General features: G+C 53.5%; 16 protein-coding genes. 10 read left to right on the forward strand and 6 right to left on the reverse strand.

The window, feature by feature from the left end:
* Positions 1–3: 3 nt before the first annotated feature.
* Positions 4–1,599: a 2,3-bisphosphoglycerate-independent phosphoglycerate mutase gene (gene gpmI / locus RHH27_RS01485; RefSeq protein WP_302678670.1), complete on the reverse strand. Its 1,596-nt coding sequence runs from the start codon at positions 1,597–1,599 to the stop codon at positions 4–6.
* 282 nt (positions 1,600–1,881) lie between these two features.
* On the opposite strand from gpmI, the gene chlP reads away from it, so the two are divergent.
* Entirely contained in the window at positions 1,882–3,090 is a 1,209-nt protein-coding gene (gene chlP, locus RHH27_RS01490) for a geranylgeranyl reductase (protein WP_206200768.1), read from the forward strand.
* A 25-nt stretch (positions 3,091–3,115) separates the two neighbouring features.
* Here chlP and RHH27_RS01495 read toward each other — a convergent pair whose 3' ends face one another.
* From RHH27_RS01495 to rpsD, 3 genes are read right to left on the reverse strand one after another with little or no spacing between them, the layout of a single operon-like run.
* Positions 3,116–3,385, reverse strand: a complete 270-nt coding sequence (locus RHH27_RS01495) for a YciI family protein (RefSeq protein WP_302677106.1) — start codon at positions 3,383–3,385, stop codon at positions 3,116–3,118.
* A gap of 9 nt (positions 3,386–3,394) precedes the next feature.
* Entirely contained in the window at positions 3,395–4,489 is a 1,095-nt protein-coding gene (gene prfA, locus RHH27_RS01500) for a peptide chain release factor 1 (RefSeq protein WP_149821148.1), read from the reverse strand.
* An 18-nt stretch (positions 4,490–4,507) separates the two neighbouring features.
* Entirely contained in the window at positions 4,508–5,116 is a 609-nt protein-coding gene (gene rpsD, locus RHH27_RS01505; protein WP_181495092.1) for a 30S ribosomal protein S4, read from the reverse strand.
* Positions 5,117–5,301: 185 nt separating this feature from the next.
* Here rpsD and RHH27_RS01510 point away from each other — a divergent pair, with 185 nt between their 5' ends.
* From RHH27_RS01510 to pgl, 9 genes are all read left to right on the forward strand, one after another.
* The gene (locus tag RHH27_RS01510) at positions 5,302–5,478 is read left to right on the forward strand and encodes a transposase family protein (protein ID WP_225901682.1); all 177 of its coding nucleotides are present in this window, start codon (positions 5,302–5,304) and stop codon (positions 5,476–5,478) included.
* Positions 5,479–5,733: 255 nt separating this feature from the next.
* On the forward strand, positions 5,734–5,892 hold the full coding sequence (locus RHH27_RS01515; protein WP_302678671.1) for a hypothetical protein: 159 nt from the start codon (positions 5,734–5,736) through the stop codon (positions 5,890–5,892).
* Between the two features lie 29 nt (positions 5,893–5,921).
* Positions 5,922–6,893, forward strand: a complete 972-nt coding sequence (gene egtD, locus RHH27_RS01520; protein ID WP_206200773.1) for an L-histidine N(alpha)-methyltransferase — start codon at positions 5,922–5,924, stop codon at positions 6,891–6,893.
* A gap of 92 nt (positions 6,894–6,985) precedes the next feature.
* Complete coding sequence (locus tag RHH27_RS01525; protein WP_225901614.1) at positions 6,986–7,582, forward strand: ATP-dependent Clp protease proteolytic subunit; 597 nt, start codon at positions 6,986–6,988, stop codon at positions 7,580–7,582.
* Positions 7,583–7,628: 46 nt separating this feature from the next.
* Positions 7,629–8,039 (forward strand): hypothetical protein, encoded by a 411-nt coding sequence (locus RHH27_RS01530; protein ID WP_310742752.1) that lies wholly within the window; start codon positions 7,629–7,631, stop codon positions 8,037–8,039.
* 12 nt (positions 8,040–8,051) lie between these two features.
* Entirely contained in the window at positions 8,052–8,525 is a 474-nt protein-coding gene (locus RHH27_RS01535) for a Tic20 family protein (protein WP_206200775.1), read from the forward strand.
* A 64-nt stretch (positions 8,526–8,589) separates the two neighbouring features.
* The gene (locus RHH27_RS01540; RefSeq protein WP_011056917.1) at positions 8,590–8,706 is read left to right on the forward strand and encodes a photosystem II reaction center protein I; all 117 of its coding nucleotides are present in this window, start codon (positions 8,590–8,592) and stop codon (positions 8,704–8,706) included.
* Between the two features lie 119 nt (positions 8,707–8,825).
* Entirely contained in the window at positions 8,826–10,724 is a 1,899-nt protein-coding gene (locus tag RHH27_RS01545) for a DUF3769 domain-containing protein (RefSeq protein ID WP_310745006.1), read from the forward strand.
* A gap of 12 nt (positions 10,725–10,736) precedes the next feature.
* Complete coding sequence (gene pgl, locus RHH27_RS01550; protein WP_302678674.1) at positions 10,737–11,462, forward strand: 6-phosphogluconolactonase; 726 nt, start codon at positions 10,737–10,739, stop codon at positions 11,460–11,462.
* Here pgl and mutY read toward each other — a convergent pair.
* Together mutY and RHH27_RS01560 are read right to left on the reverse strand one after the other, a co-directional pair.
* Complete coding sequence (gene mutY, locus RHH27_RS01555; protein ID WP_302677112.1) at positions 11,459–12,565, reverse strand: A/G-specific adenine glycosylase; 1,107 nt, start codon at positions 12,563–12,565, stop codon at positions 11,459–11,461. The two genes, pgl and mutY, sit on opposite strands and share 4 nt — an antisense overlap.
* Before the next feature lie 3 nt (positions 12,566–12,568).
* Positions 12,569–12,895, reverse strand: coding sequence for a DUF760 domain-containing protein (locus tag RHH27_RS01560; RefSeq protein WP_024124133.1), 327 nt, complete (start codon positions 12,893–12,895; stop codon positions 12,569–12,571).
* Positions 12,896–13,041: the final 146 nt, after the last annotated feature.

Consider the following 13,041-nt stretch of genomic DNA (forward strand, 5'->3'; position numbering starts at 1 on the left):
CCCTTAGACCTTCACAGAGACTGGGGTGCGATTGAGGCGCGTTTCATAGGGGGCACTGGCAATCAGCGATCGCCCGGTCATCTCAGGGGGTTGAGGCAGCCCCAAAATTTCCAGAATTGTTGGCGCAATATCCGCCAGACACCCATCCTCTCGCAGGCTCACATCTGTAGCATGGCCGGGGATTTTGCGTTTCTCCCCTTCCACCAAGATGAAGGGAACGGGGTTAGTGGTGTGAGCCGTCCAAGGGTTACCGTCCTCGTCAATCATGTACTCAGCGTTGCCATGATCAGCGGTAATCAGCAGCGTGCCCCCCACCTTTGTTGTTGCTTCCACCAATACGCCTACACAGTGATCCACGGTTTCAATGGCTTGAATTGTTGCCACTAATTGCCCCGTGTGCCCCACCATATCGGGGTTAGCAAAGTTCACCACAATTAGGGCATATTCCTGTTTCTCAATAGCCTCCTTAACCGCTTCTGTGACGGCAAGGGCAGACATGGCTGGCGCTTGATCGTAGGTGGCCACCATTGGACTGGGGATGAGAATGCGATCTTCGCCAGGGAAGGGTTCCTCAAGGCCGCCATTGAAGAAATAGGTGACGTGGGCATATTTTTCTGTTTCCGCTGCCCGCAATTGCTTCAGGCCATGCTCGGCAATCACTTCCCCAAGGATATGATTGAGGTTTTGGGGCGGGAAGGCGACACCACAGTTAAAGTTGGCATCGTATTGGGTGAAGGTCACGTATTCCAAGGGCGTAATTAGCGTCCGCTCAAAGCCACTAAAGTCAGGGTCAATAAAGGCTTGGGTGAGCTGGCGGGCGCGATCGGGACGGAAATTAAAGAACACCACGCCATCGCCGGGTTCAACGGCTCCTTCAGCAATGCGCGTGGGGACAATAAATTCATCGCCAATATCTTGGGCATAGGACTTAATGGCGACATCCACCGCCTGCAGGGGTTGAATATTTTCATTGCTGGTCATGACGCGGTAGGCCGCCTCGGTACGATCCCAACGGCGATCGCGATCCATGGCATAGTAGCGACCACTCACCGTCACAATTCGTCCGCAGCCAATGGTTTTCAGGCGTTGCTCCAATTCCTCAAGGACACCTGCGGCATCGCGGGGGGGTGTATCGCGACCATCGGTAATGGCATGAATACAGGCCGGTAACTCATAGCGCTTGGCCAGTTCCACCAAGCCGTAGAGGTGATCAATGTGGGAATGCACCCCGCCTGCAGAACACAGACCGATAAAATGCAGCTTGCCCTTGCGCTCCTTCACAGTTTGGCAGAGCTTCACAAGGACGGGATTGCTAAAGAGGCTACCATCTTCAACGGCATCGGAAATGCGCACCAACTCTTGGGGCACAATGCGCCCAGCACCGATATTTAAATGCCCCACCTCGGAGTTACCCATTTGACCTTTGGGGAGTCCCACCGCCTTCCCAGAGGTGTAAATCAATGTGTGGGGGTAGGCTTGCCACAAACTGTCCATAACAGGCGTATTGGCGCTAGCGATCGCATTACCGTAGGTCTCTTCGCGATAGCCCCAGCCATCCAAAATCATCAAAACAACGGGCGCAACAGGAGACGATGCCATGTGAATGCCCTACCTTAAACTTCTCTGGGAAATGGTGTAAGTTTTACAACCTCGCAAATGATACCATTCTCCACCGCGAGAGACAAATTGGGTAGCTTCTGCTACAGTCCGCACGCTGGATCAATTCTGAATCCATAGATAGATCTATCCTAACGGATCAACGATGGCCAAATGTTGAAAACTGTTACAGATGCGGCTTTTCGGGATTAAATCCTTGAAGACAAAAAATTGCCGTGATAGTATCCAAACTGTTGTTTGTTAGCCAAAATTGGGAGTCGTCCGTTGTCACTTCGGGTAGCAGTGGTCGGTGGTGGTCCAGCGGGTTCCTCAGCCGCCGAAACCTTAGCCAAAGCCGGAATCCAGACCTATCTCTTTGAACGTAAATTAGACAATGCCAAGCCCTGTGGCGGTGCGATCCCCCTGTGCATGGTCAGTGAATTTGACTTGCCGCCGGAAATCATTGACCGCCGCGTGCGCAAAATGAAGATGATTTCCCCCTCCAATATCGAGGTGAACATTGGCCATACCCTCAAAGACCACGAGTATATCGGTATGTGTCGCCGCGAAGTCCTCGATAGCTTTATGCGCAATCGGGCGGCGGATTTGGGCGCCAACTTGATCAATGGCACCGTCTTTAAGCTGGAGCAGCCCGCCACCAGCGATCAGCCCTACACCCTCCACTATGTCCAAGAGGATGGCACAGCTCAGACCCTTGAAGTGGATGTGGTGATTGGTGCCGATGGGGCAAATTCCCGCATTGCCAAGGAAATTGATGCCGGCGATTACAACTACGCCATTGCCTATCAGGAGCGCATCCGCCTGCCTGAGGACAAAATGACCTACTACAACGAGTTGGCAGAAATGTACGTGGGGGATGACGTGTCCCCAGACTTCTATGCATGGGTTTTCCCGAAATATGACCATGTGGCCGTGGGCACCGGCACCATGAAGATTAACAAAGATCGCATTCGGGAGTTGCAAGCGGGAATCCGCGCCCGTGCTGCTGCCAAACTGGAAGGGGGGCAAATTATTAAAGTGGAGGCTCACCCCATTCCTGAGCATCCGCGGCCGCGACGGGTGGTCGGTCGCGTGGCTTTGGTGGGAGATGCAGCCGGTACGGTCACCAAGTCTTCTGGGGAAGGCATTTACTTTGCCGCCAAGTCAGCCCGCATGTGCGCTGAAACCATTGTCGAGACCTCCAACAGCGGTCGCCGTATCCCCACCGAAGCAGATCTCAAGCTCTACCTGAAGCGCTGGGACAAAGCCTACGGCATGACGTACCTAGTGTTAGATCTGCTGCAACGGGTCTTTTATCGCTCCGATGCCACCCGTGAGGCTTTTGTGGAGATGTGTAGCGATATTGATGTACAGAAGCTGACCTTCGATAGCTACCTCTACAAGACGGTGGTGCCGGCTAATCCCTTAGTGCAGTTGAAAATTACGGCAAAAACGATTGGTAGCCTGATGCGGGGCAATGCCCTTGCGCCCTAAGTGAGTTGCGGATCCGCCCTCGCCCTTAGAGGGCTTGGATCCACTCATGAATGCTGTACTCTATCCACACCTGATGCTGCCAGTAGGGGTCGTTTTCAATCAATTGGCGCACGGTCTCTTCGCTATCCGCCGCGTAAATGGCAAAAAAGTAGCGCAGGTCTTTCGTAGGACCAATGGTGATGAGCACCCCTTGGGCTTTTTGAGCCGCAAGGCCGTCGAGGTGTGCTTGGCGATGGGGGGCACGCCGTTCGAGGACATCCTCACAGTAGCGTCCCCAAGCCACAAATTTGGTCATTTGATCCTCCTAGGCTTGTTCGGCAGCCAGTTGTGCCAGTTGTTCCTGCTGATCACGGCTGATGCAGGCTTGAATAATGGGTTCTAGATCCCCTTCTAGGACACTGCTGAGGCTAAAGTTCTGTCCCAAACGGTGGTCGGTGACGCGATCGTCTTTGTAGTTGTAGGTGCGAATTTTTTCGGAGCGATCGCCCGTACCCACTTGGGAGCGACGCATTGAGGTAATGGCTTCCTGCTGTTCCCGCAGCTTCATTTCGTAGAGTTTTGCCCGTAGGATTTGGAACGCGCGCTCCTTGTTTTTCAGTTGGCTACGCTCTTCGGTGCAGAAGATGCGAATACCCGTCGGCTTGTGGAAGAGGTCAACGGCTGTTTCTACTTTGTTGACGTTTTGGCCACCAGCACCTCCGGATCGCGCTGTGGTGAGTTCAATATCCTTGGGATCAATTTCTACTTCCACTTCATCCACTTCGGGCATTACCGCCACGGTGGCCGTAGAGGTGTGAACTCGGCCCCCCGCTTCGGTGACAGGCACCCGCTGCACGCGATGGACACCGGATTCAAACTTCAGCTTGCTATAGACGCGATCGCCCTTGATTTCGAGGATGGCTTCCTTGAAGCCCCCCATTTCTGCAAGGGATTCACTGACTAAGCTCACCTGCCAGCCTTGGCTTTTGGCGTAGCGGGAGTACATTCGCACTAAATCCCCTGCCCAAATTCCCGCTTCATCGCCCCCAGCACCCGCTCGAATTTCGAGCATGATGTTTTTATCATCATTGGGGTCACGGGGCAGCAGCAGAATTTTTAGGCGTTCCTCCAGTTCAGCAATGCGGCGGCTGAGATCCGCGACTTCTTCTTCAGCCATCTGGCGTAGCTCGGGTTCATTGACTGCTTCTTTAAGCAGTTGGCGGGCATCCACCAGTTGCTGATTGAGGGACTGCCATTCGTGATAGGCGTTCACCGTCTCCTCTAGGGCAGCACGGGAGCGAGCCACCTTCTGAAATTCGGTTGGGTTGACCGCCACATCGGGATCCGCCAAGCGACGGGTAAGTTCTGTAAAGGTTTGCTCGACAGTGCGGAGTTTTTCCAGAAGATAGGCTTCTGCCATAGGAAGGGCGGCGATACTCTAGACTTTGCGGGAGTAGTACTCAACCACGAGGAGTTCATTGACTTGGAGAGCAACCCATTGCCGTTCGACAATACCAGTGACTCTGCCGGTGAGGGTGCTTTTATCCAGTTCCAAGTGGCTGGGAAGATTGGCAAGACCGGGATTTTGAAGGTTGGTTTCCACCAAGCGGCGCGATCGCTCATTATCGCGGACGGTAATCACGTCCCCCGGACGGCACTGATAGCTGGGAATAGACACACTGCGGCCATTGACCAGAATATGGCCATGATTCACCAGTTGGCGGGCTGCTGGAATCGTTGGTGCCATCCCAAGGCGGAAAACAGTGTTATCCAGCCGCATTTCCAACAACTGTAGAAGGGTTTGCCCCGTGGAACCACTGACCCGACGGGCTTTGCGCACATAGCGTACAAGTTGCCGCTCCGAGACCCCGTAGTTGAAGCGCAGTTTTTGCTTTTCGTCAAGGCGCAGGGCATATTCCGAACGCTTTTTGCGGGCTTGGCCGTGTTGACCGGGGGGATAGCTCCGCTTGGGGGCTTTGCGGGTGAGACCAGCCAGTTCACCCAGACGACGGACAATTCTCAAACGAGGGCCACGATATCGAGCCATGCAACTATACCCAACCTACAGTGATGATGGTGTCCAACCAAAAATGTGCAAAAAATACACTGATTTGCCGAGGGCAACTTAATCAGCTTGCCTAGTATATCAAGGGGATGGGCGCGATCGCAACCCTAGGACGAGGATTTCTAGGGCAAACGCATAGTAGAAAAGTAAGCCAATCGTTTGTGGGAATGCCACCATGCCAACCCTCTGCCCGTCTGCTCGACCACGTCAAAACCCTAGAAGACCCCCGCGCAGAACACTTGCTAGAGCATCAACTCCTTGACATCATTGGTCTGACCATCTGTGCCGTCCTCTGTGGTGCAGAGGTGTGGGTGGCGATTGAGGATTACATGACTGGACTGTAGTGTACGATAAAGACTTAATCTCGTCCCCATCGTAGCTGGCTTCCGCGTCGCGGTGGCGAATCGATAAGTGCGGGGAGTCCATGTAGCTCACCTTTTAGGTAGAGCGCGGGACTGATAGCTCCCTGAACCCCTCATTAAGTTAGAGCAACAGGTGTAACCCAATCTCTTCGATGGAACTGATCCAAGCTGCCCTGCCGGCCTTTTTGCGGGGAGCACTAAATACACTCATTTACTATTGTCAGTGTGATTGCCGGCGTGGACTTAACCTCAGTGATGCGGGTGTGGGTGATTCGCAACAGTAGCCAGCCATTTCCTCTGTATGCGCTGGCCTTAATTCTCTACCTGCTAATGAGTTTGCCGATCGCGTGGTGGGGACGGCGTTTGGAGCAGCAGCTAAAGGCTAAAATATCTTAAGGTCTGCACATTCTGGAGCCGCTTTCCCTGTGAGCGATCGCCTGCACCTGACCCACTTACCCAGTCTCGCCACAGAACGGGACGGCCAAGATGTTATCCGAGGTCTGACTCAGCAACCCAAGTCTCTTCCCTCCTACTACTTCTACGATGCTGCGGGATCACGCCTCTTTGAGCAAATCTGTGAGCTGCCGGAATACTACCCCACCCGTACAGAATTGGGCATTTTAGAGACCGCCGCCGGGGCGATCGCCCAACTCACGGGCGCCTGTGAACTGGTGGAACTGGGCAGTGGCAGCGATCGCAAGATTCGCCTTCTCCTATCAGCCTATGCCCACATACAACCTCGGCTGTACTATCGTCCCATTGATGTCAGTGGCTCGATCCTCAAAACCAGTGCCATGGCTCTTCTTGCCGACTATCCGCAGCTCAGTATTCATGGTCTTGTCGGTACCTATCAAGTGGGATTAGAGCACCTACCGCCCCCCTTGGCACCTCGGCGCTTGCTCTGCTTTCTCGGTAGCACCATTGGCAACCTCTCCCCCAGCGAATGCCAGACCCTTTTTCAACAGATTCATCGGGTTCTTAGGGACGGGGACTATTTCCTGCTGGGCGTGGATCTGATCAAAGACACGAGTATTTTGCTCCCTGCTTACAACGATGCCCAAGGGGTGACGGCTGCCTTTAACCGCAATCTCCTCCATCACCTCAACTGGCGCTTTCAAGGAAATTTTCAGCCCGCAGCCTTTGCCCATCGCGCCATCTATAACCCGATTGCCCAGCAAATTGAAATGTATCTCGATTCACAGCAGCGGCAAACCGTTACCTTGGCTGCCCTTGATTTTCAGTGCACTTTTACTGTGGGTGAACCGATTCTCACCGAAATTTCCCGCAAGTTTGATCTTGCTGCCCTCAAGGCGGCATTAACGGCTGCTGGATTTCGATGGATCAAGGCCTTTACCGACCCTCAGCAGTGGTTTGCCCTCTGCCTCTGCCAAGTTTAGAGCGAAGGCCTTTGGAATAGGTTAGAATCAGGGAGAAAAGCCGCCTTCATGGCTCAGGTTGCGGCATTGATAGCTCAGCGTGGAAGGATTCTATGCCCATCGGAGTACCCAAAGTCCCCTACCGGATGCCCGGTGAACCCTACACCCAGTGGATTGACATCTACAACCGTCTCTATCGCGAGCGGATTATTTTCCTTGGTAAAGAAGTCGATGATGAGATTGCCAACCAAATTGTGGCGGTGATGCTCTACCTTGACTCCGAAGATCCGGGCAAAGACATCATGCTCTACATCAACTCCCCCGGTGGCTCCGTCACCGCTGGCATGGCAATCTATGACACGATGCAACATATTAAATCCGATGTCGTCACCATTTGTGTGGGTCTGGCTGCCTCGATGGGGTCTTTCCTCCTTGCAGCCGGTACCAAAGGCAAACGGTTGGCATTACCCCACTCCCGCATCATGATTCACCAGCCCTCTGGTGGTACCCGTGGCCAAGCAACGGATATTGAGATCGAAGCTCGCGAAATTTTACGGGTACGGCGACAACTCAATGAGCTATACGCCCACCATACCGGCCAGCCCCTCGAAAAAATTGAGCGGGATATGGATCGTGACTTCTTCATGTCCGCCGAAGAGGCAAAAAACTACGGCTTGATTGATCGGGTGATTGAGGAGCGTCACAGCTAGTTTGCTGGCACATTGGCTGAGAGTTCAAATGAACATGAGGTTGAACATGTTGCAATTGCTCAAGTCGGCTATCGGCATTCCCCTTGTGATAGGTGGCATCCTTGTCCTAGGAGTAGGTCAACCAGCGCGTGCCCAAGGCGCCAGCCCGCTGCCTCCGGAAATGATGAAGACCATGGTTGAGCAGCTGAGTGATTCCTTGGCAAAATATGTGTCACGGGCAAGTTGTACAGATATCGCCCAGTTGCTCAAAATGCTACCCACCAATGGTACTAACCCAGCTCCCGATTCCGGTTCCATCATCGGTGCTGCTATCCTGTCAGTCAGAAATAATCCGGAGCTGCAAGGGATCATTGTCTCGCGAGTGGGGCCACCGCTGGTCAGTAAAGTTGTGGAATGCAACATGATTTCGGCGGATCTACTGCTGAAGGTCATGAGTCAATCCCCCTCCAACCCCTAAAAGGAGCAACCCATGACTTGGCGTGCCACGACCACTGCGTTAGATCGTATCTTTGCCAGCTTAGCGTATCTGCTGCCGCTCTTCTACGTCATGCCCTTTGGTGGCTTTTTGTTTGATTTGTTTCCACCACTGCAAGCACTGGTGTTAGTGGTTTTACCGGTAGCCTTGATCTACTCCATTCCCTTTGCTGGCCTAATTGTTTTTATGCTGTTGTACCTGCTGGTGGTGCGCAACAGTCGTATCAGCCTTTTTATTCGCTATAACACGATGCAGGCACTGTTGATGGGGATTGTGCTGTTTATTGTCCAACTACTGGTACAACTGCTGATCCGCGTTGCTAGTTTTGACCTGCTGATTAAAGTGCTCTTCAACTTTGTCTTTATTGCCACGGTGATTGGCGTCGTCTATGCGGTGGTGCAGTCTGTACGCGGCATCTATGCCGAAATTCCCACGCTGTCGGATGCCACAAAAAGCCAAGTGTTTTAGGGGATGCGAGGGAGTCCCTCATCCCGTATGATCAGAAGGTGACGCTACGAAAAACGACAACATCATGGAAACACTCAAAATTACCGTTTATATCGTTGTGACCTTCTTTGTCCTGCTCTTTGTTTTCGGGTTCCTTTCGGGTGACCCAGCTCGTAACCCCAAGCGTAAGGATCTCGAGTAATCCTCGCCAAAGGGGGTGGGCATCGGGTAACGTAACTAGGCAGTGGTCGTGAGGAAGTTTGGCCGTTGTTGTTTTTACCCCTTTTTGCTAGTCTGCCCCCCCCTGCACAACCCGCAGAAATGACTGAGGTCAGCGGCGCATCACCAGCGGAGCTACTTGGAACAACGGTAGCTCCTGATCTTAGCAGTACAACGCCGATCAGCCCTAGGCCAACACCGAATTTTACAGCCCCCCTCCGTCTTGGGGAGGCCAATGCTGAAACGCCCGTTGTCCGTGATCAACCCTTAGAGGTGACGGCCGATCGCCAAGAGTTCGATCTGATGCGGCGCTTGTTTAATGCCATTGGCAATGTTTTCCTCCGCTTCAAGGAAGCTGAACTCACCGCTGATCGCATTCAAACCGATATTGACGCCCAAATTCTGGTGGCGGAAGGTAATGTGACGATTACGCGCGGCGATCAAGTCTTGCAGGGCGATCGCTTGGAATATAACCTCAGACTCGATCAAGGCTCTCTCACCAATGCTCGCGGCGTCGTCAATACCGCTAGGGTGGATCAAGACCTGAGCCTGACCCGCTCTCCTAGCCCCCCACCCCTTAGCCCTCTCCCCGGTCTTGACGAACAGGGCACAGATCTCCAAGCAGAAGTGACAGAAACCTTTGATCGGTTGCGCTTTGAGGCCGATCGCCTAGAGTTTGATGGCCGCCGCTGGTTGGCGACAAACCTGCGAATCACGAATGATCCCTTTAGTCCGCCAGAGCTGGAGGCACGGGCTCAGGAAGCCACCGCCGAACCCCTCAGTGCCGATGAAACCCTGCTCAAGGTACGACGGGGTCGTGTGGTCTTTGATCAGCGGGTGGCCTTACCCATTGTGCTGCGGCGGTTTGTTGTAGGTCGTCCCTACGAAATTCTCCCCTTTGAGTTTGGCTATGATGAACAAGATCGCGGCGGCGTATTTCTCGCCTATCGGTACAGAGCAATCAATACCCCCAATACCCAAATCACCTTCCTGCCATCCATCTATTTAGAACGGATCATCAACAATGACTTTGATGTTTTTGATGCTAAAAGCTACGGGGCGGCGATCGAGCTAGGCCATCGGTTCACGCCGCAGACTCGTGTGCGCGGTTACGGCTTCTTGAATACGCTCAACCCTAACGACTGGCCGAGTACGTCACGCGCAGGGGTAGACTTGTTCCACAATTTTGATGCCCGCAATCTCCTAACGGTTTCTGCCCTTTATCGCCAACGGGTTTTTAATCGTTCCCTTGGGGAGCAGGAAATTACCAGTAGCTTTGGCGGCATGTTCAGTGGTACAGGTATTCCCTTAACTCAGGGCCTAACACTCAGTTATCTTCTGGGAGGTCAATACGTCACGGCAGCCAGTGATGATCCCTCCTTACCCCCTAAGCCAAGCCTAGGTCGTCTTCAAGCTGCCGCAAGTCTTAGCTGGGTGATGCCCATTTGGCGGGGCACTCCCTTACCGCCGACGCGAACCCAAGGCCTGCGCTATAGCCCCCGTCCTGTACAACCCTTCTTGCAGTTCTATAGTCAGGTAGGCGGTGTAGCGAACTACTATACCAATGGCAGTACCCAACCCGCGTTAGTTGCAGGGGCAGGGTTTCGGGGTCAAGTGGGTCATTTTTCTCGTCATTGGTTTGACTACACCAGTTTTGATGTGGGATTTACACAGACATTGAGTGAGCCATCCTCGCCCTTTCTCTTTGATCGGATTACTGACTTTAGTGTGCTCAACGTGGGATTGTTGCAGCAGATTTACGGTCCGCTGCGAGCGGGTACCCAAATGCAAATTAATGTGGACACAGGGAGAGTTTTTGATACAAACATTATTGTTGAATATAGCCGTCGCACCTATGGGGTGGTGTTTCGCTATAACCTCGATCGCCAGTTGGCGACGATTCTTTTGCGCATTAATGGGTTTAACTGGCGCGGCAATGCTGATCCCTTTTCCAGTCCCGGACTGGGTACGGCGACCGATGGTGTGATTCGCTCCAATTAGGATGATGCTTCTATGCCAACACCCAATGTACGTGTTTTTCCAGATTTGGCTGCCCTGACGGCGGCGGCAAAGCAGTTTGTTCTTGAGCAGGCCACTGGGGCGATCGCCCAACGGGGGCAATTTATGCTTGCCCTTGCCGGCGGCAACACGCCTAAACCGTTGTATGAAAGCCTTGTCTGTGCGGATACTCCTTGGTCACGGTGGCACATTTTCTGGGGTGATGAACGCTATGTTCCCCTCGATCATCCCGACAGCAATGCGGGGATGGCCTTTCAGGCGTGGCTCAATCATGTACCGATTCCCAAAAATCAGATTCACCCAATGCCAACGGCGGATGCGGATCCGCAGACCGCTGCCGATCGCTATGAGCAAATCCTGCGCCAAACCTTTGGCATCCGTGAAGGAGAAGTTCCCAGCTTTGATCTGATTTTGCTCGGTATGGGATCCGATGGCCATACAGCCTCCCTGTTTCCCCACACAGCAGCCCTGACGGTGGGCGATCGCCTGATTACCGTGGGCAACAAGGATGGCCAGCCCCGCCTCACCTTCACGGTGCCCCTGATTAACCATGCCCGTCAAATTCTCTTTCTTGTGACAGGTGCCAATAAACAAACTGCTCTACGTCATATTTTCTCTGGGACGACTGATCCCCATCTCTATCCGGCACGGCTGATTACTGGCAATGCCCTTTGGTTTTTGGATGCGGCGGCGGCTGAGGGTGTCGTTGCAAACACCTAGGCTGTGGGTCTGCCCCGTTCGTGAATGGCCTGAATAATTGCAGTATTGGCTTTCGGAAAGGGAAACTGCTCCAATTCCTCAGGGGTCACCCAACGGATGGCATCGCACCCCAAGGGCTGAGGACTTCCTGAAAGATGCTGGCAGTAATAGACATGGAGCGTCACCCGAAAATGGGTGTAGGCATGATCAATGTCAATCAAATGCTCACCAACACTAATCTCAATGCCCAATTCCTCACGAATTTCCCGCTGAATACACTCCTGAACCGTCTCATTGGGTTCAATTTTGCCCCCCGGAAACTCCCATAGTCCCCCCAATAGACCTGTTGGTGGCCGCCGATCAATGAGAATCTGACCTGCCGCATTCCAAATCACCGCGACACCAATCTTTTTATGGGGTAAGGGGGAACGGTTCATTTTGCGAGGAATCTCATGGGTTAACTGCTGTTGGTAAGCGACGCAATGGTGTTGCCAAGGACAAGCATGACACAGGGGTTGGTGGGGTGTACAGATCGTTGCCCCCAGATCCATCAGGGCTTGATTAAAATCGCGGGGGGCTTGGGGACACAGCAGTTGCGCCGACCACTGCCAGAGTTGGGCTTCCGCTTGCTTGGGGGGGATCGTGAGTCCATAGAGACGGGCAAGCACCCGTTTGACATTGCCATCGAGAATCGGCTGGGGCTGATTAAAGGCAGCACTGAGGATCGCACCTGCGGTACTGCGACCAATTCCCGGTAATGCCACCACGGCCTCGTAGGTGCAGGGAAATTGCCCCCCATGATCGGCCATGATCTGTTGAGCCGCGCGGTGCAAATGGCGTGCCCGTGCATAGTAGCCCAATCCCTGCCACAGTTTCAAGACGGTTTCCAAATCGGCAATCGCTAAGTCGGCGATCGCGGGAAAGGTGGCTAGCCAACGCTGATAGTAGGGAATCACCGTGGCCACTTGGGTTTGCTGGAGCATGATTTCTGAGACCCAGATGGCATAGGGATCGCGCGTGTGCCGCCAAGGTAAATCCCGCCCCTGCTGCTGATACCACTGTAAAAGTGCAAAACGAAGGGCAGGTAGTGTGTACCCGCCCCCACTGTCCTGTACCGTTGGCATGGGTTATTTGCTGTCTTCCGCTTGGGCAGCCGCTTGGAGCGATCGCTCGAATTCAAGACGTTGCTCGGCACCGCGCAAGAAGTAACCGCTCATCATTGCCGAAGCCAAGAGACGCCCAAGGTGCTCCCGATTCGTGGTAATGGAAACCTCAAACCCCTCCGGTGGCAAGTAGCCCAGCAGGTTACCAATGTGGCGTTCCATCACAATGGCCATTTCTGGCGACGCGGGACGGGACAGGCGAGCCACCACTTCTGCATCCAAACTTTGCAGATAGTTCCAGAGGGAATCAGCACTTTCTTGAAGATTGCGAGGGTTCATGGTTGGCTCCATAGAGTGTCCTCCCAAAAAGGTAGTCTGGCCAACAGGTCAGCGTGCCTGTGATAGCCTAGTTTTAATCTAGCAAGGGTGAATTTTCAGTGGGGGGTGGGAGAACCGATCTCCCAAGGTCTCATTTTCCGTCCCCGTTTTTATTATTA

The sequence above is a fragment of the Thermosynechococcus sp. PP555 genome, from assembly GCF_031583225.1.
In the GTDB taxonomy this organism is placed as follows: Bacteria; Cyanobacteriota; Cyanobacteriia; order Thermosynechococcales; family Thermosynechococcaceae; genus Thermosynechococcus.

Excerpts from the sequence above, each read along its gene's own strand:
- gpmI (WP_302678670.1), bottom strand. The coding sequence starts at position 1,599 with ATGGCATCGTCTCCTGTTGCGCCCGTTGTTTTGATGATTTTGGATGGC.
- RHH27_RS01495 (WP_302677106.1), bottom strand. The coding sequence starts at position 3,385 with ATGACCAAATTTGTGGCTTGGGGACGCTACTGTGAGGATGTCCTCGAA.
- prfA (WP_149821148.1), bottom strand. The coding sequence starts at position 4,489 with ATGGCAGAAGCCTATCTTCTGGAAAAACTCCGCACTGTCGAGCAAACC.
- rpsD (WP_181495092.1), bottom strand. The coding sequence starts at position 5,116 with ATGGCTCGATATCGTGGCCCTCGTTTGAGAATTGTCCGTCGTCTGGGT.
- RHH27_RS01510 (WP_225901682.1), top strand. The coding sequence starts at position 5,302 with ATGCCACCATGCCAACCCTCTGCCCGTCTGCTCGACCACGTCAAAACC.
- RHH27_RS01525 (WP_225901614.1), top strand. The coding sequence starts at position 6,986 with ATGCCCATCGGAGTACCCAAAGTCCCCTACCGGATGCCCGGTGAACCC.
- RHH27_RS01530 (WP_310742752.1), top strand. The coding sequence starts at position 7,629 with ATGTTGCAATTGCTCAAGTCGGCTATCGGCATTCCCCTTGTGATAGGT.
- RHH27_RS01535 (WP_206200775.1), top strand. The coding sequence starts at position 8,052 with ATGACTTGGCGTGCCACGACCACTGCGTTAGATCGTATCTTTGCCAGC.
- RHH27_RS01540 (WP_011056917.1), top strand. The coding sequence starts at position 8,590 with ATGGAAACACTCAAAATTACCGTTTATATCGTTGTGACCTTCTTTGTC.
- RHH27_RS01545 (WP_310745006.1), top strand. The coding sequence starts at position 8,826 with ATGACTGAGGTCAGCGGCGCATCACCAGCGGAGCTACTTGGAACAACG.
- pgl (WP_302678674.1), top strand. The coding sequence starts at position 10,737 with ATGCCAACACCCAATGTACGTGTTTTTCCAGATTTGGCTGCCCTGACG.
- mutY (WP_302677112.1), bottom strand. The coding sequence starts at position 12,565 with ATGCCAACGGTACAGGACAGTGGGGGCGGGTACACACTACCTGCCCTT.
- RHH27_RS01560 (WP_024124133.1), bottom strand. The coding sequence starts at position 12,895 with ATGGAGCCAACCATGAACCCTCGCAATCTTCAAGAAAGTGCTGATTCC.